We start from the raw sequence: 23,858 nt of genomic DNA on the forward strand, positions 1-23,858 counted from the left end.
TTCTATTAAAGGAGTTTTGTACACATAATAACCAACAAGGGGGATAAAGGGATGAAAGGTACTGTGATTGCCACGTGGATGAGAACTTGCAGAAAGCTTTATGGTGATGAAACTGTCAATATTGCCATGGATAAAGTTGGATGGGGAGCATCCAAAATATTTTCGCCAATTGAAAATATAAATGATGAAGAAATAAAAAGGGCAATTGAAATCATAGCAAAAGATAATAATGAAGACATTAAAATTTTATGGAAAAAAATAGGACTTGATAATATAAATGCTTTTTATAAAGATTATCCGGCTTTCTTTAAGCATGAAAACTTGTATTCATTTTTAAGATCAATGTTTGATGTACATGTAGTTATGACTAAAAAATTTCCAGGGGCAAAACCACCTCTTGTAGTAATAAATCCTATATCATCTAGAACTGCTGTATTTGAATACAAGTCTGAAAGAGGCATGTTTGATTACCTTATGGGAATGATAGAGGGAAGTGCCAAGTTTTTCGGAGAAAAACTTGGAATAGAGAAAATTGATCAGACAGATAATTCTGCAAGATTTAAATTTACTTTTGATAGGAATATATATTATAAGAAAAACTATGTCTTTAGCAAACTGCTTTCTCTTGGATTTATAAAAGACATTGGAGTAAAAATTGGGTTATTTAGTTTTATACTATGTTTAATAGTGTCTATTCCAATGTTTGGGTTAAATAATTTATTTAAATCTATAATGATTTCGTTGATAGCTTTTTTAGGAGCCTATGTATCGGGCTCCATTCTCATGAAACCCCGCTCTATTATAATAGATACCATAAAGAAAATTAATGGGAATGATTATATTGAGGATGGAGATATAGAAACAAATGACTTTTTTGAACATATATATGATCTCCTAAAAGAACATAAGAAGACAGTTAAAACAGACTTTGTTGGGTTTAAAGGTGTAACTGATGAAATGAATACATTTGTGTTTAATATAAATAAAATATCCAATTCTATGAATAATACGTCAAATGAGATATCTGACGTGGTAGAACAGGTAGCAAATTGTGCAGTAAGTCAAGCAGAGAATACTGAAAAAGTAGTATCTGTGTTAAATGACAACATTCAAAATTTAAAGAGTATAGTAAAGAGTGAAAACAGCAATAAATTAGAACTTGAAAAGTCAATGGATAAGATAAATAATAGTTATGAAAATGTAGACAATACAAGCAAAAATATATTAAGTACTTTGGAAAGCTTTCAAGGTGTAAAGGATAAGGGTTCTGAACTTCAATCAAAGGCAAAGGATATTACGGGTATTGTTTCTATAGTTTCAGGAATTTCAGAACAAACTAATTTGTTAGCCCTCAATGCGTCTATTGAAGCTGCCCGTGCAGGAGAACAGGGTAAGGGATTCGCAGTGGTAGCTGAAGAAATAAGAAACCTGGCAGAACAATCTCAAGAGGCGGTGAAAGATATAAATTCCAATCTAGCCAAGTTCACAGAAGATATAAGGGCATTGGTGGAAAAGATAGGAGTACAATTTGATATATTGCAGGGAGAAAGCAACAAACTTCAAAATGTCAGAGATGTAAATTATGAAGCAACTACTTCTATAGGAAAAGTGGCATCTTCCATGATAAAAACTATAAATAAGTTGACTGAGGAATCAGATTCTATATCCGGAATATATGATAATATGGAATCTTTAGCAGCCATTGCAGAGGAAAATTCAGCATCTTCCGAGGAAGTGAGCGCCAACGTATCTAATTATACAAATGAAATTAAAAATCTTATGACTAGCATAGGAGAATTTAAAAAGATAACAGAATCCTTTAAATTGGAACTGGATAAATACAAGATATGATAATTTAAAAACTGACTGAGAGATAAATATTTAAGTATTTCTTTTAGCCAGTTTTTAAATAAAAGAAATTAAACTCCTTGTAAATCAAAATCAGGTACAAAGTTTTCAGAACATGTACCCTTTTCTTGAATAAATGCATTTTTTATTCCAAGGGAAATACAATAATTTATAAAAGAATTATAGTGCTTGGGGTTTAAAACCTTATCTATCTCTGGAAACTTATAAGAGTGATACATAGGAGTATATTGATTCATAATGCTTATATATACTGAATCTCCAAAGGTATTATAAATATAGTCTATTATTTTTTTTGAATCAAACAATAAACCTGGAAGCATAAGATGACGTATTATTAAACCCTTTGTTATTAAACCATCACTATTAAACTTTGGACTTCCTACCTGAGTGTACATTTCTTTTATAGCTTTTGAAGCACAACTAAAATAACCTGGAGCGTCGGAATATTTGATGGAGTACTTATCGTTAAAATATTTTAGATCAGGAAGATATACATCTACATATCCCTTTAGAGCTTTTAATGTATCTATGGTTTGATAACTATTGGTGTTAAAAAGTATAGGTAAAGTTAGTCCTCTTGATTTAGCTATGTCAAGAGCCTGGATTATTTGAGGTATATAATGAGTTGGAGTGACTAAGTTTATGTTATGGGCACCTCTTTTTTGTTGTTCTAAAAATATATCACTGAGCCTTTCTATTGATACTTCTTTGCCTATATTTCCAGTACTTATACTGTGATTCTGGCAAAAAACACATCTTAAATTACAATGAGAGAAAAATATGGTACCTGAACCGTTACTTCCTGAGATGCAGGGTTCTTCCCATTTGTGAAGGGAAACTTTAGCTATTTTTATGGCTTTACCAGCATTACAAAAACCAGTATATCCTTTTAATCTGTTTACATTGCAATTTCTTTGACATAACTTGCAGCTTTCGAGAGAGTTTAGCATAAAGAACACTTCCTTTCAATATCTAGTGCATATTATCCTGTCAAAATAAATTATAAGGTAATGGGTATTAATTGTATAGTTCACGATAAAGATTATATTCTCCATTATCAAAAAGATAATTTTTTATTAATATGATAATGAAATTTTTATAAAAGAGGATTAAAATATAGCTAGTACAGGATTATTTTTGTCTGATGGCTGTCGTTGCTAATATCCCGCTTTTTCAAAGTGTGATTACTGGATAAGTTCTTCTAAGGTGTGGTGGAGAAAAGCACTTCTTGTTGACGAGTAGACTTTAACCCACATAAGAATCACTTGATTTTGTGACATGGAATGGTTTTTGCTTTTATTAAAAATAATCAGAATCATGTATATGATTTTAGGAGGTGGTACACATATCTACTTTAATAAAAAATGGAGTTATTGTAACAGCAGAAGATATATATAAGGGAGATATATATGTGGAAGATGAAATAATAACAGAAATTGGTCTGAATATCCCAAAGAAGGCCGATGTTGTTATTGACGCAGAGGGGAAATATGTAATACCAGGTGGCATTGACATACATACCCATCTCAATATTCATGTTGGTGAGGTAACAGCAAGTGATGATTTTTACACAGGTACGGTAGCAGCTGCTTGTGGCGGAACTACATGTATAGTGGATCATATGGGCTTTGGTCCCAAAGATTGTGACTTGATGCATCAGGTAAAAGTTTATCATGGTTATGCAGATGGGAAGGCTGTCATAGATTATGGATTTCATGGTGTTATCCAGCATATTGACGATAATAGATTAGAAGAGTTAAAAAAGTTAGTCATAGAAGAAGGAATCCCAAGTTCTAAAATGTATCTCACCTATGATTTTAGATTAAGTGATTATGAAGCCTTAAGACTTTTGAAAAGGCAAAAAGAACTGGGAGGGATTACTGCCGTACATTGTGAAAATAATGATTCTATAAAATACCTTAAAGAATACTTTATTAAACAGGGAAAAACACAACCCATATATCATGCGTTAAGCAGGCCGACTGAAGTAGAAGGAGAGGCAGTAAACAGGATGATAAATCTTGCTAAAATTGCAGGAGATGCCCCTCTTTATATAGTCCATCTTTCTACGGAAATTGGTCTGGAATATATTAAAATGGCAAGAGATAGGGGCCAAATGGTATATGCAGAGACTTGCCCCCAATATCTTTTTCTCACGGAAGATAAACTTAGGCAGCCTGATGGACTTAAATATATTTTCAGCCCGCCTCTGAGAAAGGAAAAGGATTCAACTGCACTGTGGAGTGGAATTAAAGATGGATATATACAAACGGTAGCCACAGATCACTGCCCATTTTTTTATAAGGGAGAAAAGCAGTTTGGAAAAGATAGCTTTGCTGATTGCCCTAATGGGGGGCCTGGCATTGAGGAAAGGATACCTCTTATGTTTTCTGAAGGTGTTGTAAAAGGGAGAATAAGTATCAATAAATTTGTTGATATATGTTCAACAGCTCCTGCTAAAATTTCAGGACTTTATCCTAAAAAGGGACATATTGCAGTGGGCTCAGATGCAGATATGGTTTTAATAGATGCTAATAAAGAAGTTACTATAACTAAAGATATTCTTCATGAGAATGTTGATTATACAATGTACGAAGGTTTTAAAGTTAAAGGATATCCTGTTTTAACTATGGTGCGGGGAGAGATAATTGCACGGAATGGCCAGTTTGTAGGGAAAAAAGGATATGGAAAATTTATAAAAAGACATAAGATAAATCAATTATAATTAAGTTAAGAGTTAAAAGTTTTGGTTGATTTTCGGTATTCACCGAAAATCTTCATTATTTTCCATGATCCTTTATATAAAAAGCTATGCATTGTATTATAAATATAAAGCTGACCATCCCAAATGCCGGGTATAAAAAGGATATGAGATTTATAAAACCAATTTGAGATATGGGAATAGTAATCAGGATGATTATTATTACGGATTTATTGTAGGATATATTGAATATTTCTTGAAAGTTTTTGCCCACACTATATACATCCGATACCTCTGTGGAAAACATTTCAAGCCAGATCACAAAAAGGAGCATTGTTTGAAGTACCTTGCCAAATCGGTTAGCTATGTAAAGTAAAGGGATTTCATATTTAAATATATAAGGTATGTTTAGAATTAACAAAAAATTTATTATAAGAGCTAGGGCTGTAAGTCCCAGAGAGCCTATAACAGAGCCAGATATAAGGCTTTTTTTCTTGCCTATGGAAAGGCTAAGCGGAACCAGTACACCGCTACAGCATAATATATTAAATCCTGAATATATTAATGAAGATAGAAGCCAGTTATTTTTAGAATAAGAAATGTCTTTTATAAAAGATAAATTTACTCCTTTATAAAAAACCAGATGAAGTATAAATAAGGTTGATATAACAAGGATAAGAGAAGGTACTATTACTGAATTTATTTCGATTAGTCCTTTAGTATCTCTAAATAAAATAATTATGGATATAAAAACCATGAGTAATATACCTATCCATCTTGATACACCAAAATATTGATGTATCAAAGCTCCACTTCCAGCAAGTATTATTGAAGAACCACCAATTAAAAAAAAAGTAGTTAAAAAATTAGTAATTGTACCAAGAAATCCAGGACTTACTAAAAGTATAAGGCCATCATAGGAGTTTAATTTATATTTTATACTTATGTTGATTATTATAATAGACATTATTATGTAGATAACACAGCAAAGTAATATACCAAAAAAACTTTTGTAGCCATACTGGGTAAAAAATTGACTTATTTCCTGTCCAGATGCAAGTCCTGCACCAACTACTGTGCCTATAAAAACAGCAGATATCTGGAAAATTAACAATACTTTTTCTTTCAAAAATATCCCTCCTTGAACAAATTCTTATTAATATAAGTATATAAATGCCATATAAAAATAATGAATTATAAATTAAAATTTTATTTAGGGGAAAAATATAATTTATAAAATAATATAGTGGGTTAAATAAATTTGAAAGGGGTGAAATTCCTACTGTGGATAGATAACTGTGTGCAGCAGGAAATGCATGAAAAAAAAGAATCTATTTAAGTTTATTCTGCTTATAATTTTTTTTTGCAGTATAATATCTGGATGCAATTTGAGTAAGAAAGATGATATGGAAAGTATAAATGAAAGTTTTGACATGAAATCTGCTACTAATACAGCGGATACGTATATGAAGTATCTTATGAAAAATGATATGGAAAATGCTAAGAAAATGTATTCTAAGAATCTTTTAAAAGGATCTAATAAAGATGAAAATAAAAACCTGCAGATTTTAGGGTATAACTTAACTGACAGCAGTGAAGTTGGAAAATCCGGTATTCTAAAAATGAAGGTCGCAAGAGCTGATTTAAGTAAACCCTTTGCAACTTTAGACGAGTATTCCATAAAGATAATAAAGGAAGGCAATGATTACAAGGTTGATGAGACCAATAATGTGGAAGATAGAGAGGCATTTGTTGAAAAAAATCAATTAAAAATGAGAAATCAAAATAATGTAAGCTTAAGTGTAATAACAGATATTAGAAGCATGCCCAATTATGTATTTAGCAAAGATGATAAAGCAAATGTAGATAAAACCCCTGTCCCAAAAACTAATTTCGGTATAATTAATTTTTCTTATGATGGCGATCGGTTAGCGGTAGTTACTTATTCCAAAGATTCCTATATAGGAATAATTAGAATAAATGAAAGTATGCAAGTACAATCTCAAGATTCCGGGGGCCAGCAGGGAGGTGGAGGAGGTGGCAGTGATGGTGATGGCTCAAGTGGCGGCGGACAGGGTGGCCAGCAAGGCGGAAGTAAATCTATAGGTAAAGATATAACCGATTTGGATATTTTAAAAAATTCTAAAGTTGAATTCTTGACTTTCTCTCCAGATGAAAAATTTATTGCGGTTCAATATACCAATGATAATATAGGACATTGCATACGAGTTTATAAGGCAGATTCCGGAGATATGATAAGTTATAAATTTGAAGAAAATTTTCCTCTTGATAAAGTAGATGTGGTTTTTTCTTCTTTTGATGCAGGTATATTGAATTTTGATATTGTATCTAAAATTAATAATAAAGAGGCACTTCCCCAGATGATTGGAAAATGGGAATTGAACTTAAAGAATTTTAAAGTGGTAAAAATGTGATATAATTGCTGTATGTTGATTTCAATACTTATATTATGGAGAGGATACGGTTTGGAAATGCAGTGGGGAGATAAGGCATATTATAGCTTAAATTATTATTTGAGAAAAAAATTTGGATGCAAGGTGTTTAAAATATCCTTAGATGGAGGATTTTCTTGTCCAAATAGAGATGGAAGCATAAGTATAAACGGATGTGCTTTCTGCAGTAAAAGAGGAGCTGGAGATTTTGCAGGGGATAGAGAAAAGTCTATAACTGAACAATTTGAAGATATAAAACAAATGATGAATAAAAAATGGAAATGTGGAAAATATATAGCATATTTTCAGGCCTACACTAATACTTATGCTCCGATAAAAGTTCTTAGGGAGAAATATGAAGAGGCTATAAATCAAAGAGGGGTGGTAGCGCTGGCTATAGCTACTAGACCGGATTGCCTTGGATATGAAGTGTTGGATCTATTACAGGAATTCAATAAGAAAATTTATACCTGGGTGGAATTTGGCCTTCAGACTTCAAATGATTGTACGGCAGAAATAATAAATAGAGGGTATAAATTAAAGACTTTTGAGAAGGCTGTAAATGCACTTAGAGAAATAGGAATTGATGTAGTGACCCATATAATAATGGGTTTACCCGGAGAAAATAAAGTTGATATGATGAATACAATAAAGTATATTTCAAATCAAGACATACAGGGAGTAAAACTTCATTTACTTCATTTAATGAAATATACTCCCCTTGTGGATTTATATAATAAGGGTCAACTAAAATTTATGACACAAGATGAATATATAGATATAGTATGTTCGGCATTATGCATTATTCCTCCTAATATGGTGATTCATAGATTGACTGGAGATTCACCTAGAAATTTGCTCATAGGACCTAAATGGAGCTTAAAAAAATGGGAGATCCTAAATGAAATTGACAGGACTATGAGGGATAAAAAAATATATCAGGGAATATATTTTTCAAAATAAAGGTATATAGTTGAATATATAAACCCTGTATAAAGAAATGATAAAGCAACATAGATTTATTACTTACCAAACTCCAGTTATATAATATTGGAGTTTGGTAAATTTACTTTTATACAGTTGGATTTTATCCATCCTTTAGAGTTTATTCTGGTGTTTTCAACAAGAGAAACTTCATACCAGAACTCATTCATAATTTCAATGCTATCATGAATTCTTATATGGGTGTTCTTTTCTAAAGTATTTATTATAGCTGAGTTTAAAATAGGAGCCAGATATATATTGCTTTTTATAGTGACTATGGCATTTACGGATTGTGGAGTAATATATTTTACATTTATTTTCTTGGGGATCTGTTTTGATATTCTTGATTTCAAACTGTCATTTTCATATTTTAAAGATAGTATCTGCCTTCTTTGTGATGAAATTTTACTTTGAGAATTATATAAGATCACAGAGGCGCAAACTATAAGTATTATGAATAAAAAAGCTAGCATTATATTTCTCCATATTTATTATTTTAATACTAGTATATTCAATACATTCCTTAAAGATGAAAACTTATGTTATTTTATCCCATGGAAGAAAGTATTTCTTATGAGAAAGTTCCACTCTGTCCAAGAATCACTTGATTAAGTCGGTATATTTAAATATATTCATATCTGCACAAGCTATTATGTCTTTCCATTGGTAATCTGAATATGTATCATGTACTCCAATTACAGTCATACCTGTGGATTTAGCTACCTTAATGGCAGGTAAGATGTCCTCGAATACAACACAATCCTTAGGAGCCAGATTTAATTTATCAGCAGCTAAAAGATATATATCAGGAAATGCTTTGCCTCTTGTTGTATCCTCTGTGGTTATTATCAAATCAAATAGATTGTATATTTGATTTTTTTTTAAACTTATTTCTGCTATCTTTCTATAATTGCTGGTAGCAAGAGCTATTTTTATTTTTTTCTTTTTTAATAAAAGTAAAAAATCTCTGGCACCTGGTTTTAAACAAATGTTATTAGAATATTTATTGAAAACCATGGTATACCACTCTTTTTGTATTTCATCAATATTTTCAGTTAGATTAAATTTGTTTTTAAGATATTTTGCGGTTTCAGTAAAGGTCATATTTTGAATAGTATTCTTTAACTCTATAGTGAAAGGTATATTTTTTTTATCTAAATATTCGCTATCAATACTTTCCCATAACCACATAGAGTCCAGAAGGGTTCCATCCATGTCGAAAATAGCCCCCCTGATATTTTCAAGCATAGTAATCACCTCATATTTAAGTATAATATAAAATACTGTATTAATTAAAATTTCGTTCTAATAATTTTATTTTGTTTTCATCTTTGAAATCTTCTATGGAATGAACACCAATCATATCTAATATCTTGTTCATGCAGTCACTGTCTATAGAAACTTTTATTTTAGAATCTTGTGCAAATTTATCCACATGCATTTTACCTTGGTCTTTTGGTATAAGTGTCTTAGGACCTCCAACGCATCCGCCGATACAGCCCATTCCTTCAATAAAATTAGCTTCTATTTCACCATTTTGAGCCTTGGTAAGTATGGATTTGCATTCTTTTATTCCACTTGCTTTGATTGCCTTGAATAATTTATATTTTTCTGGAAAAATTCTTTCTACAGCTTCACTTACTGCAATTGATACTCCACCTGTACGAGCATACAGCCTTCCCCCTCTGGAGGCATATTCCGTAGAAGGTTCCCCCTGTAGTTTATAAGGATATATATCAAGAGTATCAAATATATCTTTTACCTCAGAAAAGGTCAATACAAAGTCTATGTCATTAATTATATCCTTTTCTTTTGCTTCCGACTTTTTAGCAATACAGGGCCCTATAAAAACCACTTTGCAATTGGGGTTTAATTTTTTCAGTATTCTTCCTCCAGCAGCCATGGGAGAAACAGAAGGGGATACATATTTTATTAAGTTATTATAAATCCTTTTTAACATACCAACCCACATAGGACAACAACAGGAAGTTATCATAAAGTCCTTTTCGTCTTTTACATAATTGTCAAATTCTATGGCTTCCTTTAAAGTAAGCATATCTGCAAAAAATGCTACTTCAATCATATCTGTAAATCCTAATTTTTTGAAAGCGCTTCTAAGTTGATCCATGGATACATTATCTCCAAACTGTCCTATTATAGCAGGAGCTACTATAGCTATTACTGGAGAATTACTCTTTAATATGTTGGCTAGTGGAAGAAATTGAACCTTATCCATTATGCCTCCAGTAGGACAAGCTTCTACACAAAAACCGCAGTCAGTGCATTTGTTTTTATCTATATAGATACTATTTTTGTCAGTATTCACTAAAATAGCATCAAAAGGGCAGGATTTCTGGCACAGGGTTTGGCCATTTTCATCTATGCATTCCATGGAGCAATGTTTAACTTTATTTACTATTTTCCCATCCGAACTGTAAGATTTTATTGCTTTTTTTAAATCCTCTATGAAATTGGAACTGCAGTCTACATCGGTACCACATAGTGAAGATATGATTTTGCAGAGGTCCTGTTTGTCAATTTTACTCTGTGATAAAATAAGTTTTACTTTATCCTCAAAATTTCCATTATAATATGAATCTATTATAGATTTGAATAGATCCTTATATTGGTCTTTCATGTTATTATTACAACTCCTTGTATAATTAGTTTATTGATAAATTCAAAGTCCATATTGATATTTTTATCACCATATATTGCCTTAGTTTTTACATAATTGAAAATTTTATTCTATTCTATAATATCATAATAACACTTATCATGGTAATCCTAAGATTAAAATAGTAACTATAGATATATAGGTACAATATGGTTTAATCGGTAGATAATGAAATGAGTGTATTTTGGAGTAATATTATATTATTTACACACAATAATATAATAACCAATAAAGGGTGATTCAATTATGGAGTTAAATGATAAGATCAATTCTATACTAGAATTATGTGGAAACAATCAGCAAATTGTTACCAGAAAAATTTTTATAGGAACTGGGGATGCTGTTGAGGCAATACTTTTATATAAAGATGGATTGGTGGATCAAAACATTATAAACAGGGACATATTAAACCCTTTGATGCATAAGGTCAATGAAGATATAAGTGGTATAGAGCTGGTCAGTGAATATCTTTGTAATAAGTATATTTCAATGTCTAAAGTTGATATTGAAACTGATATGGAAATAGTTGCAAAGGGTATTAAAAGAGGGAAAACGGCTATTGTTATATACCAGGCAAATGATTTTATTATTGCAGATACCATGGGAGGAGAGCATAGAAGAATTTCTGAACCGTTGGATGAAGTAGGCGTTAGGGGACCAAAGAGTGGCTTTGTAGAAAGTCTCCAGGTAAATATAAGTCTGATAAAAAGAGAACTAAAGGATAAAAACTTAGTCATAGAAAACCTTATTGTGGGGAGACGCTGTCAAAAGGATATATCTGTAATATATATAGATGATATTACAGATAAGGACTTAGTTGCAGACATTATAAATAGAATATCATCAATTGATATAGATACTGTTTCTTCCAATGGAATGATAGAACAATATATTGAAGAGCATACATACTCAATTTTCCCTCAGGTATATGCATGCCAAAGGCCGGATATTGTACAGTCAAATCTTATGGAAGGAAAAATTGCCATTTTAATGGATGGCACGCCTTTTGCCCTTACAATACCAGCTTTGTTTGTAGAATTTTTTCAGGCCTCAGAAGATTATTCTCAAAGAACAATTGCAGGCTGCTTCAATAGAGGTATACGTATATTGGGTGTATTTATTGTCATACTATTGCCTTCCATTTATTTAGCTTTAATTAGGTATAACGCGGAACTCATTCCAATTAAGTTTGTAATACCAATAATTCAATCCAGAAAAAATATAGCACTATCACCTTTTTTGGAAATATTATCCATGGAAGTTGTCATAGAATTTTTAAGAGAAGGAGGATTAAGGCTTCCAAGCAAAATTAGTCAAACGTTAAGTGTTGTGGGAGGATTTATCATTGGAAGTGCTGCACTTCAGGCCAATTTAGTTAGCCCGGCTACTCTGGTAATAGTCGGAGTAGCAACTATAGGGACCTTTATTGTGCCAAGTTATGATATGTCAATTTCAATAAGGCTTTTGAGATTTCCCTTTCTTTTTTTAACAAACTTTTTAGGTGCCTTTGGGTTAATTTCAGGTTGGTATTTTTTATTTGTATATCTTCTTTCCTTAGACAGCTTTGGGGTTCCATATTTCCCTTTAGATAAATATGGTGATTTCAAAGATATATTTATTCGGGCTCCCTTATGGAAAATGAATAAAAGACCGGAAAGTATACCAAATAACAATCCAATAAGGCAAACTGATTTTAAAAATAAGTTCTGGAGGAAAAAAGATGAATAAGGTAGGAAATAATGTTATAACGCCATTACAGGTTACCTTTTTACTTATTGGGTCTATGATTGGTATAGGAATATTATCACTACCAAATGATTTGATTAATATTGCAAAACAGGATGCATGGATATCAGCAGTTATTGGCGGTGTATATCCATTATATATAGTTATTATTGCTTCATTACTATGCAAAAGATATCCTGAGAAAAATATTTTGAGTTTGAGCAGGAAATGCTTTGGAAAGTTTTTCGGGAATGTGCTAAATCTAATTTTTTTATTATATTTTGTGTTGTTTGCCACAGCTGTAGCTATTGAAATTTCCATGGTATTGGAGACTTTAGTGGTGAGTTTCTTAAGTACACTAAAAATATTGATAGCGTTATTTTTTTTAGCTGCATATACCTCAATAAAAGGATTAAAGGTTTTAGCAAGAGTAAATGAATTAATGTTTTTATATACTGTTTTATTATCTTTAATTCTTACTACAGCATTATCCAAGGGAACATATTTGAATATATGCCCTATATTGGGTTCCGGAGTTTTAAATATTATAAGAGCAAGTAAACATTCTGCTTTCGCCTATGGAGGAGTTGAGATAATACTTTTAATCTATCCATATATAACCGATAAGACAAGGATTATGAGAGTATCTCTGTTAGGCGTTATGATAACAGCAATAATTTATTGCTGGAGTACATTTGTCACTATTTATTATTTGGGAATAGATATTATTCCAAAAACACAATGGTCTGTGAGTATGGTGCCTAAAACTATAGAAATACCTGTAATAAATAACTTTAGCTTTATATTTATTATTTTATGGTCAACTATCATTTGCAAAACCATATCTAATAGTTATTTTGCAACAGCATTTATTTTAAAGGATTTTTTCAATAACATAGGAATAAAGAAAATTATTTATGCTATTTATCCTTTAATGATTTATTTATCTCTTCAATATAGGAATTCTATAATAAGACAAGGTTTTTTGAGCTATATTATTCCTAAGTATACTTTGTTTAATATAGCATATATAACATCAATAATATTAATAGTTTGTATGAAAAAGGATAATTAAAATGAAAAAAAATACAAAGAAATTTATAGGTATAGCCTTAATATGTATTATAATTACTGTTCTTTTTTCCACTGGATTAAATCAACAGCAGCCAATAGAAGACTTAGATGCTATTTCAGGGCTGGGAGCGGATCTTGTCATAAAGAATGGTGAAGTGGAACATATTGTGCCCATGTCCGTATATCTATTTGAACATGAAGGAAAAATAGAAAGTATTTTAAGAACTGGAATCGCACAGACTATAGGGCAAACGAGACAGAACAGGCAATTAGCTGACGATAAGCAAAATTTATTGGGGCTGGAAAAGGTATTAATTATAAGTGAGCAGCAGGCTCTTTATGGTTTAAAGAATTGGATAGATATTCTATTTAGAAATCCTTATTCAAATGATACTGAATATGTTGCAGTATGTAAAGGAAAGGCATCAGATATACTTGGTATGAATTTAAAGGGTTACCCCAGCTCTGCAGACTTTATAGAAGGATTGATTAGGAATTCCGTATTTTATAATTTCTTTTCAAATGACTATAAAATTATGGATTTATTTTCATCAGTTGACAGTGAAGGATGTAATGTAGTATTACCTTATATAGAAGTATTGAATAATGAAATTAAAATTACTGGAATGGCTTTATTTGATAAGGATAAAATGGTTTCAAAAATTGGTATTGATGAACTTAGAATTATGAATATAATGAGAGAAAATAATGTTAATGGTATTCTTACAATACAAAAATCTCCTCAGACATATGTTGACTATTATGCTAAATCTAAGAGGAAGGTATCTTGCATTAAGAAGGGAGACAAATATAAGTTTATTATAGATATTAATTTAGAGGGAGATTTAATACAAAATACTATTTATAAGGACTTAGAAAATCACCCTGAAAAAAATGAACAATTCAATAAGGAAATGTCTGAAGAAATTACGGACAAATGCAATGATTTCATTATTAAGATGAAAAATGAATGCAAAGTGGATTGCCTACAGTTAGGGATGGTTGCTGCAGCAAAGTATGGCAGACAAAGTGGGAATGATTGGAACAAAATAATATGTAATTCGGAAATCAAGGTAAATGTAAATGTTAAGATTAATAAATTGGGAAGAAGAAATTATTAGATTTTTAACAAAAATAAAGGAGACCCAGTCTGCTTCATTCTTAACGATATTGCAAAGCAGCATTCGTACTTTTAACCAGGTCTATAATCATAAATTCCCACAGCTAATGACGTTGCTTTGATTAATATAATGACAGTTGATATTACGGCTTCAGCTTCGGGGTACCCGAAAGTTTAGAATTTATGGCAATGTACAAACTTTAAGTATAATCAATAAAGCTTGTACATCACTGCAGAAAACAACAAGTACTTAATCATTGGGAAGTTAGGTAAAAATACTGCTTTTTAAGATGTAAAACAAGTTACTTTTAACAGATGAAAGCTCGGGCCATGTCTTACAGCCGTACACCATAAGGCATATCATTTCATAATTAACTTTTCTGCTTCTATTGGCTGAACTTTAGAGTGCTGGTTAAATGATAGCATATTATATGCATGTTCTTTATAAATGGAGTCATCCAATCCTATAATTTCTTCTTCCTTTGAAACCCTTACAGGCACAAAATGATTGATCACCTTTAATAATACAAAGGTTACAATGAAAGAGTATGCAGCAGTAATAACTACCGCAAAAAGCTGAATTATGAATTGATTAAAGTTTCCTGCTATCCAGCCGTCAACCCCACCAATGCTTTTTACTGCAAATACACCTAAAAGTATTGAACCGAGCATACCGCCTACGCCATGTATTCCCCATACATCTAGTGCATCATCCAAGCCCAACTTCATTCTTAACTGTATTGCCAAATAGCATGCCGTACTTGCAGCCAGACCTATAATCACAGCAGCCCATGGTTCAACATAGCCTGCTGCAGGTGTTATCGTAACAAGTCCGGCGACAGCACCTGTTAATGTTCCCATAAAGCTAGGACGCTTTTTGTGAACCCATGAAATAATTAGCCACGTTACCATAGCTATGGAGCCAGCAATATTTGTATTTACAAATGCCACAGCTGCCGTCCCGTTGGCTGCCAGCGCACCTCCTCCATTGAAACCGAACCAACCGAACCATAAAAGCCCGGTGCCGAGAGCAACATAAGTAATATTGTGAGGTGTATTGTCTTCATTGGGAAGTATTATCCTTTTCCCAATAAAAAATACAGAAGCCCATGCGGCAAAACCGGCACTGAGATGCACCACAATACCTCCTGCAAAATCGATTACACCCAATTTTTGCAAAAATCCTCCGCCCCATATCCAGTGAACAAGGGGTATATAGACAAGGAAACTCCATGCAACACTGAAAATCAGATAACTTTTGAAATTGACTCTATCGGCAAAGGCTCCTGTAATCAAAGCAGGTGTGACAATTGCAAACATCTGTTGATAAATAAAAAAAACCATGAAAGGAATTGTATGCCCATATATATGGTTTGGAAGCATTCCCACGCCATTTAGAAATGCATAATGCATATTGCCTATAATTCCTTTTACATCAGGCCCGAAAGCCAAACTAAATCCGCACAAAAACCATATTGCACTGACTATCCCTATTGAAATAAAGATTTGCGTCATGATTGTCAATACATTTTTCTTTCTAACAAGGCCGCCATAAAAAAATGCAAGCCCGGGTGTCATTAGACACACTAATGCAGCGCTTATTAGCATAAATGCGGTATCTCCCGAATTAATCATTTATATTTCCCCCCATAAATTATTATTTCAATTCCATGATAGGTTATGAGAAGGGAAAAATACATACAGGAAATACCGTATTATTACGTAAATTAAACCGTATCATTTTATCAATTAAGCTGTAGCTTTTAAATAATAAAACAATAATTCATGGCTCGATGATATGATTTCTTACAGCATATAATACAAGATCTACAATATTATTAAAATCCATTTTGCGCATAATATTTGCTCTATGTGTTTCAACTGTTTTTATACTTAAATTAAGAATAATGGAAATAGCCTTGTTGGATTTGCCTTCAGCCAGCAGCTGAAGGATCTCGCGTTCTCTTGCAGATAGAGCTTCTGTCTGTAAACTGTTTTTATTCTGACGGCTCTTTATAAAGCCATCTACTATCAACTGAGTAAAATTATGAGATAAAAAAATCTTATTATCATAAACAGTTTCGATACATTTGATGAGTTCCTCCAGAGCATTATCTTTAAGAACATAACCCTCCACACCCATGCAAAGGGCTCTTGTGATAAGATCTTCATTTTTATGCATAGTCAAAATGATAATTTTTATATATGATGTTTCCTGTTTCAACTTGGCAGCCAAATCAAGCCCATTCAACTGAGGTATGGATATGTCAAGGATAGCGATATCAGGCTTTAACTTCATAATTTTTCCGTAAGCCTCCTGCCCATTGGCAGCCTCGCCAATAACCTCTATATTTTCATGCTGCGCAAGCAGAATAACAAGGGATTCTCTTAAGATTTTGTGATCGTCAGCTATAAATACTTTAATTTTTTTCATACGGAACCTCCAGTATAATTCTTGTTCCCTGGCCTTCTTCACTGTCAATCATTATTTTGGCATTCAGCATAGCCGCCCTTTCCCTGATTGCAGTTAACCCCAGACCGGAGTTTACATTTTTAACAGCAAATCCCCGACCATTATCAATTATCCTTATTAAAAGCAGTCTGTTATTGAGTGTAAGCATGTTTATATCTGTTTCAGCAGCGCCGGAATGTTTGATGATATTAGTAAGGCACTCCTGAACGATTCTATATATATTTAACTTTTCAGTTTCATTCCATTCCGGCAAGTCATTGGCAATATTGCAGTTGAATTTTATATTGCTTAAGTTTTCCAATTTATTGCAAAGGCTTATTATACTTTTTGTAAGTCCATCTCTTTTTAATTCAACAGGTTTTATGTTGTAGATAACATTTCTCATTTCTTCAATGGTGTTTTCCACCAGCTTTATGGTTCTATCAGCATGACCTTTTAAAGCTTCGTTCTCTGTTTTGCTCTGAATTAAGCCAAGATTGATTTTTAAGGCCACAAGTGATTGTCCCACACCATCATGAAGGTCGCGGGCAATTTTCTCTCTTTCTCTCTCCTGGGTGACAACCAGCATATTTGCCTGACGCTTCAACACAATGTTTTGTTGGCGGATTTTTTGGTACAGATCCTGTGTCAGGTTCTCATAATGCTCCTCTTCAAGATAATGGATCCAGGAGTAAACATCAGAAAACTCCACAATGTTAAGCCCCTTTTCCTCTTCTTCGTTGGAAACCCTCAAGCCAATTGTCTTATTAATTATATAGAACATTAGCAGACCGGCCCCAAATGACCAAACAAAATTAACTGTAATTCCCAAAAGCTGCACCATAATTTGCTGAATCCTTGACGGAAGGTTCAAATACTCCGGTGAGGCAAAAAGACTGCAGAGAAATGCTCCGCTGACTCCTCCAAAAGCATGTATGGGTATTGCATTCACAGCATCGTCAATCTTTAGCTTTAACAACAGTAAACTTCCCAGAACTACAACTGATCCTGTAATTAATCCTACAATAATAGCTTGCATAGGAGTTAGAATGTCCGATCCCGCTGTAATCGCTACCAACCCTCCAAGGGCTCCGTTGAAAATAGCTTCCATAAAGCTTTGATCCTTGGCAATCAAAAAGGTAGTAACAACTGCTCCGACTACGCCTGCCGATGCTGAGATATTCGTATTCAGCAATATCAAGCCTATTTTGTCATCAAATTTTAAAAGATTGCCTCCATTAAAACCAAACCAACTAAACCATAATATAAAGGTTCCGAGTGTTGCAAATGGGATATTGGATCGGCCAAGTCTTTTAGGATTCCCATTTTCATCCCATCGGCCCTTTCTTGCTCCAACAATAATTGTCCCTGCCAGGGCTATCCATCCTGCGGTTGAGTGGACTACGGTAGCACCGGCATAATCTATATATCCGAATCTCGACAAAAATGTAAGCTGATTTCTGTAAGTGCCTCCCCATACCCAATGTCCATATATGGGGTAAATAATAGCTCCTACAACAATGGATGCTATTACCAGGGCTTTTAATTTTGTTCTCTCGGACATGCTTCCGGAAAAAATAGTGACAGCTGTTCCGGCAAACATCAGCTGGTAGAATACAAAAACATAATCATAATTGCTTTTTAAATTTAAAAGCAGCCAATTGTCAGTACCGATAAAACCGGCATGGCTTATACCGAACATAAATGAAAATCCTACAAAATAAAATGATAAAGTTGCAACTACAAATGCAATTATATTCTCCATTGCTACGCTGATAACGTTCTTGGACTGTACAAAGCCTACTTCATAACAAACAAAACCAGCCTGCATGAAAAAGACAAAACAGGCACAAATAAGTATCCATAAGTGATTAATCCCATTCATTGCTTCTCACCAGCTTTCATAGACGGCTATATTATAAAGCATAAAAATTTGACCTGAACCCTGAAAACTGCCGCATCAAACCTGATGCGGCAACTTCCAACCTAATAACGTGGGAAGTTAGTTGAATATAGTGGGTGTTTCTGAATCAATAGCACCTGAACATCCACAACTAATAAAGCGGTGTCTTTCACTTCTAGTTATTCCACCAACAAATTAATTTCTACTAATTCTAGCGTAGCATATAAAATAAAAACTGTCGAACACATTTCTGCATTCTACAGTTTTTAACAAAATGTTTTTGGTCGGAGTGATAGGATTCGAACCTAAGTACTTAACATAAATGAAAAATAAAAAGAGGCTGCTCCTGAAGAGCAAGTTCAAGAGCAGTTAACGTCTGATTAATGTCTATGCCGATGTGTTCTATGATGATGATTTGGTTTTGGTGTTTTTCCAATGATAGTTCTATTGCTTAGAGAGTTATCTAATATTCTTGAAAGAATTTCAGAAAATTGTTCTTTAGTTAAATCAGAAACTTCTTCAAAATTATAAGAATCGAGCACTGAATTTACAATTTTATCAGTCACGGAAGACATAATATCACCGCCTTTCACAATTATAGATATGCTAAGCGACGGTATAAGTGAATAAAGAATGTTCAAAGGTCATGGAAAAATGAAATTAATTAGTAGGCTGTATAAATGTCTAAAAGTTTTAGAAAAGGATTAGAGAGATAGAGAGTAATTCTTAAAGTGAAAAATTGCGAATTAAATAGGACGAAATTGAGTGATATGGTATTTTTTGAAATGACTTAATAGTTCACAAAATCATATTCATAGGAATAATATGCCAATATAAATATTCAATATTGGAGGAATTTTAATGGGATATTATATTGAGGTGGAGCCAGGAGTGAAAGTTTACGTGGAAGATCTTAATCCTGAAGGTAATAAAATAATAGTATTTTTACACGGCTGGCCTGGAGATCATAATTTATTTGAGTATCAATTTAATGTGCTCCCTAAAAAGGGGTATAGGTGTATTGGTATAGATCAAAGGGGATTTGGGAAATCTGATAAACCATTTACAGGATATGATTATAATAGACTTTCAGATGACGTTAGATATGTGGTTAGAGCATTACAATTGAGCAGTTTTACACTGGCAGGTCATTCGACGGGAGGAGCTATTGCTATTAGATATATGTCCAGATATAGAGGATATGGTGTATCTAAGCTTGCTCTTTTTGCAGCCGCCGCTCCCAGTCTTATTAAACGTCCTAATTTTCCATATGGTTTAGACAAAGAAACTGTTCTACAAATTATTCAAGGAACATATACTGATCGTCCTAAAATGCTTCAGGATTTTGGGGATACATTTTTCTATCAGCATATAACCCAAGCTTTCTCAGAGTGGTTTTTCCAATTGGGATTGAGGGCATCAGGGTGGGCAACTGCGGCTATTGCAAATACTTGGATAGATGAAGTACTGTTTTCTGATTTAAGGAAAATAAATGTTCCAACATTAATTCTCCATGGGATTCACGATAGGGTCGTTCCATTTCCACTAGCTGAAGTACAAAAACAAAGTATTGGGAATTCGAAACTTATACCTTTTAAATATAGTGGGCATGGACTATTCTATGATCAGAAAGATAAATTTAATAAAGAATTAATGAACTTTATTGATGAATAAAGTATAAGCTCCTATGAAAAAAATCTTACTAAAAATGGTTATGATGGTCCAGAAATAAAATTTGTCACTTTTGATGAATTGATAGAAATATATAAAGGGATAAAAGAATTATGTGAAGATAAACGGGCTTTAATAGATATGGCTATTCAATAGTAACATTTCACGCATAAAATTAATATAATGATGGCGTAAGCAATTATTATTATCGAGAAAGGCGAATTATGTCATCTAGTATTGAATTTATACGACAATCCTTAGAATTACATCTATTTTTTGCAAGAATTATGAAAGAACATTCATTCTTTTTAGAAGCAGGTTTTACACAAAGGGACTCAAACCTTATACTTGAGGCAGATACCTTTAGAATGGAGTTTGATAAGCTTTTAGCAGATACTGTAGTTCTTTCTAATGGTGTTGTTAGCTGTAGTGTATTGCAGTCTGGTGAAGTAATAACTCCATTTACATTAAAAGCCGAAATGGCTTCAGCATATTTTACAGGGGTAAACATTTCAACTAATTTGACAAATGCAGAATCAACATTGATGTGTAATGACTTAATGAGGGTTAATTCCGCATTTGAACAAAGAGTATTTATGCTTAACCAGAGAGCTATGGAGTTGGTTTCAGATCTAGCAGAGTTTAAGACTAGGATATTATCAGCAGTCATGTCATGTAAGATATTTACAAATAATTATCCTCTACTTATAGACCACATTTTAAGAGAAGCAAAGTTTTATTATAAGTTGGTTCAAAAACTTCAAAATCGTGAAAATATCAACTTAGAAATGGAAGCTTATAAGCAAGAGGCTTTCTGGAACAGAATTATGGCTGAACATTCAAAATTTATTCGCGGACTTCTTGATCCGACTGAAAATGAACTTATAAATACTGCAAATAATTTTGGAAATGAGTTTGACAAATTGACAGAAGAAGCGAAAGAAGCTATGGACAAGACAATACCAATTTCAAAAGTAACAGATGACAGTCTCAAAGCAACTATAGAAATAAGTAAATTTAAAGCACAAGGTACACAAGGGCTGGTAGATTGTAAAATTAGATCCATAATAATACCGTTATTAGGTGATCACACTTTACGAGAAGCAAATCACTATTTGCGATTATTAAAAATATTTAGGAAAGTAAACGTATAATAAAGTATTTCTATGTAATGAAAATATTAGGAATTAGAGTGGAATTAAAATATTATCAAATTGGACATGACGATACCCTCCTTATTAATATATTTAATAATGCCATTTTAAAATTATATTGCAAATAGGCATCCATTATCTAAAATAATGAATTTAATTTAAAATTTTATATAGAGGGTTTATCAGCATGATAGAAAACTACATGGATATATAAAAAAGGTATATGTTAGAAATTATACTAGCATTGCCTAAACAACCAAAGACTATTTTTGATCACTGGGTTTTAGGCAAAGTCTTTGGTTGTATAATATAAAATAGTTAACCACGGACTCACTGTAATTTTTGCTCATAATCCTTGACTATTTTTTTAACCATATTCCCACCTATGGGTCCACCTTTTTCTCCAGCCTCTTTTGAGGTCAAATCTGCAATATATTTTTTATTTAAATTAATTCCTAATTGATTTGCAGTTTCCATTTTAAGTTTATATAATTTTTCTTTTGCGTTTGGAACTAATGGTTTACTTGACATAGAAAACACCTCTTTATTTGTGGTATTAATTACTTCCTGTAATTAAAGTTTATACAATATAGAAAGAATTATGCTAGAAAATCAAAGAAGTGTTTAAAGATATTACTTTAGCAGATATGTTTATATAAAAAAGGATTTTATACCTAGTGCTTTTTATTTTTTAAATTATTTTTCACAGCTTTAACCATATTAACTATATTCATATAAGCTTGTTGAGTTCCTTTTGTTACAATGGGCCTTCCAAAATTCACCCAATGCAATTTTCTTGAAGCATATCCGCCTATATTCATAAGTAAATTAACAGTTGGCTTGGTATCAATAATAAAAAGTTTATTATTGCTGTCATTTAAAATAGAATACATATCAGTAATAGCAGGTATTACTATATTTGGATTATATTTCCTGGCAAGTGTATATATTTTTGCATTGAATTCATCTTCTCCAATATATATTAAATGACCAATTTGATCTTTTTCAATCTTGTCAAAGGTTGATAAATCAAGTAGCTCCTCTCTGCTTGGTATTCTATCCATTGGGAGTTTATTGATATGTATATTGGCGGCTACTGCCGTAGAATGAGCTCCACCAACATCATGATATATGACAATCATATTATTCACCTACTTTTATAATTTTTATAGATTTAGTGTCTTACAAAACTATAAATATATTCACAATTATAGTTTTATAAGAGAATCTAACATATTTTTATTATTGGTAATTAATCAATATTAATATATAATGTGTAAAAACCCCAGTTAAAATTAAGCTGGAGTTATATTTTTTGTTTAAATATTATCGACAGATGTGGATAACATTTGAAGTTAAGTAATAAAAACTATAAATACAATAGATGATAAAAAAATAGCCTGATTTAAAATATAGAAAATCCCGGCTTATTTTTAGGCCAGGATTTTTAACTTTATATAATATAAATTTGAAAAAGGTGGGTATTATTAAAAATATCAATACACTTAAATAACGTTAAACCCATCTATATCAATGGTCGGAGTGACAGGATTCGAACCTGCGACCTCTTGCTCCCGAAGCAAGCGCGCTACCATCTGCGCTACACCCCGCTTATATAATATATTATAACATATATTATATAAACGTCACAGTAAAAATTTATATGGTGTAATGTTTTATTTTGCAGTTATATTAGAATTATCACCTTCACCTCTTGTAGGAACTGTAGACATTAGAAAACCGACTAATATGGATACTAATGCTGGAGATATTATGTTTATATAAGCTATATAAGAGGTCCTGTATAGTATTAGTGCACTTAAACCTGTTATAAGTAAGGTCGTGAAAAACAGGTAAATTATAAATTTAGCAAAGGATCTAAAAAATTTTTCATATAACTTGTGTCTTGTAGGACCGCTAATTATTTTTACAAATAGAAAATAAGATAATAAAATTAAAAATATGTCAACTAACGCAGATATTAAAAAGTTTTTCAAATTAAAACACCTCCAATGGCTTATCAATTATAGTATTACCCTATTAGAAGTGTTTTACACCTAATTATAGATTTTACC

21 protein-coding genes and 1 tRNA gene are annotated in these 23,858 nt (G+C 32.2%); 9 read left to right on the forward strand and 13 right to left on the reverse strand.

Annotated features, from left to right (window positions below; genetic code table 11):
• Positions 1 to 51 precede the first annotated feature (51 nt).
• On the forward strand, positions 52 to 1,851 hold the full coding sequence (locus AB8U03_RS11585; protein WP_369704713.1) for a heme NO-binding domain-containing protein: 1,800 nt from the start codon (positions 52 to 54) through the stop codon (positions 1,849 to 1,851).
• Positions 1,852 to 1,919: 68 nt separating this feature from the next.
• Here AB8U03_RS11585 and AB8U03_RS11590 read toward each other — a convergent pair whose 3' ends face one another.
• Positions 1,920 to 2,819: a radical SAM protein gene (locus AB8U03_RS11590; protein WP_369704714.1), complete on the reverse strand. Its 900-nt coding sequence runs from the start codon at positions 2,817 to 2,819 to the stop codon at positions 1,920 to 1,922.
• Positions 2,820 to 3,214: 395 nt separating this feature from the next.
• Here AB8U03_RS11590 and hydA point away from each other — a divergent pair, with 395 nt between their 5' ends.
• A complete protein-coding gene (hydA, locus tag AB8U03_RS11595; protein ID WP_369704746.1) occupies positions 3,215 to 4,594 on the forward strand; it encodes a dihydropyrimidinase in 1,380 nt (459 codons plus the stop codon).
• Between the two features lie 55 nt (positions 4,595 to 4,649).
• Here hydA and AB8U03_RS11600 read toward each other — a convergent pair whose 3' ends face one another.
• Entirely contained in the window at positions 4,650 to 5,699 is a 1,050-nt protein-coding gene (locus AB8U03_RS11600; RefSeq protein WP_369704715.1) for a YkvI family membrane protein, read from the reverse strand.
• A gap of 187 nt (positions 5,700 to 5,886) precedes the next feature.
• Here AB8U03_RS11600 and AB8U03_RS11605 point away from each other — a divergent pair, with 187 nt between their 5' ends.
• Both AB8U03_RS11605 and AB8U03_RS11610 read left to right on the forward strand, forming a co-directional pair.
• Positions 5,887 to 7,005: a hypothetical protein gene (locus AB8U03_RS11605; RefSeq protein ID WP_369704716.1), complete on the forward strand. Its 1,119-nt coding sequence runs from the start codon at positions 5,887 to 5,889 to the stop codon at positions 7,003 to 7,005.
• 57 nt (positions 7,006 to 7,062) lie between these two features.
• Positions 7,063 to 7,986, forward strand: coding sequence for a TIGR01212 family radical SAM protein (locus tag AB8U03_RS11610; RefSeq protein ID WP_369704747.1), 924 nt, complete (start codon positions 7,063 to 7,065; stop codon positions 7,984 to 7,986).
• Between the two features lie 77 nt (positions 7,987 to 8,063).
• Here AB8U03_RS11610 and AB8U03_RS11615 read toward each other — a convergent pair whose 3' ends face one another.
• The 3 genes from AB8U03_RS11615 to AB8U03_RS11625 form a co-directional block, all read right to left on the reverse strand.
• Complete coding sequence (locus AB8U03_RS11615) at positions 8,064 to 8,480, reverse strand: hypothetical protein (RefSeq protein ID WP_369704717.1); 417 nt, start codon at positions 8,478 to 8,480, stop codon at positions 8,064 to 8,066.
• 127 nt (positions 8,481 to 8,607) lie between these two features.
• Entirely contained in the window at positions 8,608 to 9,255 is a 648-nt protein-coding gene (locus tag AB8U03_RS11620) for an HAD family hydrolase (protein ID WP_369704718.1), read from the reverse strand.
• Positions 9,256 to 9,295: 40 nt separating this feature from the next.
• Positions 9,296 to 10,645 (reverse strand): [Fe-Fe] hydrogenase large subunit C-terminal domain-containing protein, encoded by a 1,350-nt coding sequence (locus AB8U03_RS11625; protein WP_369704719.1) that lies wholly within the window; start codon positions 10,643 to 10,645, stop codon positions 9,296 to 9,298.
• Positions 10,646 to 10,930: 285 nt separating this feature from the next.
• Here AB8U03_RS11625 and AB8U03_RS11630 point away from each other — a divergent pair, with 285 nt between their 5' ends.
• Genes AB8U03_RS11630 through AB8U03_RS11640 form a run of 3 tightly spaced genes read left to right on the forward strand, consistent with a single transcriptional unit; the run spans position 10,931 to position 14,604 of the window.
• Positions 10,931 to 12,412, forward strand: coding sequence for a spore germination protein (locus AB8U03_RS11630; protein WP_369704720.1), 1,482 nt, complete (start codon positions 10,931 to 10,933; stop codon positions 12,410 to 12,412).
• On the forward strand, positions 12,405 to 13,484 hold the full coding sequence (locus tag AB8U03_RS11635) for a GerAB/ArcD/ProY family transporter (protein WP_369704721.1): 1,080 nt from the start codon (positions 12,405 to 12,407) through the stop codon (positions 13,482 to 13,484). Before AB8U03_RS11630 ends, AB8U03_RS11635 begins: the two co-directional genes overlap by 8 nt.
• 1 nt (position 13,485) lies before the next feature.
• Positions 13,486 to 14,604 (forward strand): Ger(x)C family spore germination protein, encoded by a 1,119-nt coding sequence (locus AB8U03_RS11640; RefSeq protein WP_369704722.1) that lies wholly within the window; start codon positions 13,486 to 13,488, stop codon positions 14,602 to 14,604.
• Positions 14,605 to 14,963: 359 nt separating this feature from the next.
• Here the strand turns inward: AB8U03_RS11640 and AB8U03_RS11645 are convergent, their stop codons facing one another.
• The 4 genes from AB8U03_RS11645 to AB8U03_RS11660 all read right to left on the reverse strand — a co-directional run bounded on the left by AB8U03_RS11645 (position 14,964) and on the right by AB8U03_RS11660 (position 19,533).
• Positions 14,964 to 16,238, reverse strand: coding sequence for an ammonium transporter (locus AB8U03_RS11645; RefSeq protein WP_369704723.1), 1,275 nt, complete (start codon positions 16,236 to 16,238; stop codon positions 14,964 to 14,966).
• Positions 16,239 to 16,386: 148 nt separating this feature from the next.
• A complete protein-coding gene (locus AB8U03_RS11650; RefSeq protein ID WP_369704724.1) occupies positions 16,387 to 17,037 on the reverse strand; it encodes a response regulator in 651 nt (216 codons plus the stop codon).
• The gene (gene amt / locus AB8U03_RS11655; RefSeq protein WP_369704725.1) at positions 17,024 to 18,940 is read right to left on the reverse strand and encodes an ammonium transporter; all 1,917 of its coding nucleotides are present in this window, start codon (positions 18,938 to 18,940) and stop codon (positions 17,024 to 17,026) included. The genes AB8U03_RS11650 and amt overlap by 14 nt, the downstream gene beginning before the upstream one ends.
• A 398-nt stretch (positions 18,941 to 19,338) precedes the next feature.
• The gene (locus tag AB8U03_RS11660; protein ID WP_369704726.1) at positions 19,339 to 19,533 is read right to left on the reverse strand and encodes a hypothetical protein; all 195 of its coding nucleotides are present in this window, start codon (positions 19,531 to 19,533) and stop codon (positions 19,339 to 19,341) included.
• Between the two features lie 286 nt (positions 19,534 to 19,819).
• Between AB8U03_RS11660 and AB8U03_RS11665 the strand changes: the two genes are divergently transcribed.
• Together AB8U03_RS11665 and AB8U03_RS11670 are read left to right on the forward strand one after the other, a co-directional pair.
• Entirely contained in the window at positions 19,820 to 20,632 is an 813-nt protein-coding gene (locus tag AB8U03_RS11665; protein WP_369704727.1) for an alpha/beta fold hydrolase, read from the forward strand.
• 221 nt (positions 20,633 to 20,853) lie between these two features.
• Positions 20,854 to 21,783, forward strand: a complete 930-nt coding sequence (locus AB8U03_RS11670; RefSeq protein WP_369704728.1) for a DUF2935 domain-containing protein — start codon at positions 20,854 to 20,856, stop codon at positions 21,781 to 21,783.
• Between the two features lie 330 nt (positions 21,784 to 22,113).
• On the opposite strand, the gene AB8U03_RS11675 is transcribed toward AB8U03_RS11670, so the two are convergent.
• From AB8U03_RS11675 to AB8U03_RS11690, 4 genes are all read right to left on the reverse strand, one after another.
• The gene (locus AB8U03_RS11675; RefSeq protein ID WP_369704729.1) at positions 22,114 to 22,314 is read right to left on the reverse strand and encodes an alpha/beta-type small acid-soluble spore protein; all 201 of its coding nucleotides are present in this window, start codon (positions 22,312 to 22,314) and stop codon (positions 22,114 to 22,116) included.
• 143 nt (positions 22,315 to 22,457) lie between these two features.
• On the reverse strand, positions 22,458 to 22,925 hold the full coding sequence (locus AB8U03_RS11680; RefSeq protein ID WP_369704730.1) for a DUF3189 family protein: 468 nt from the start codon (positions 22,923 to 22,925) through the stop codon (positions 22,458 to 22,460).
• A 392-nt stretch (positions 22,926 to 23,317) separates the two neighbouring features.
• Positions 23,318 to 23,393, reverse strand: a tRNA-Pro gene (locus AB8U03_RS11685).
• Between the two features lie 66 nt (positions 23,394 to 23,459).
• On the reverse strand, positions 23,460 to 23,780 hold the full coding sequence (locus AB8U03_RS11690) for a hypothetical protein (RefSeq protein ID WP_369704731.1): 321 nt from the start codon (positions 23,778 to 23,780) through the stop codon (positions 23,460 to 23,462).
• Positions 23,781 to 23,858 lie beyond the last annotated feature (78 nt).

The sequence above is a fragment of the Clostridium moutaii genome, from assembly GCF_041205085.1.
GTDB lineage: Bacteria > Bacillota > Clostridia > Clostridiales > Clostridiaceae > Clostridium_B > Clostridium_B moutaii.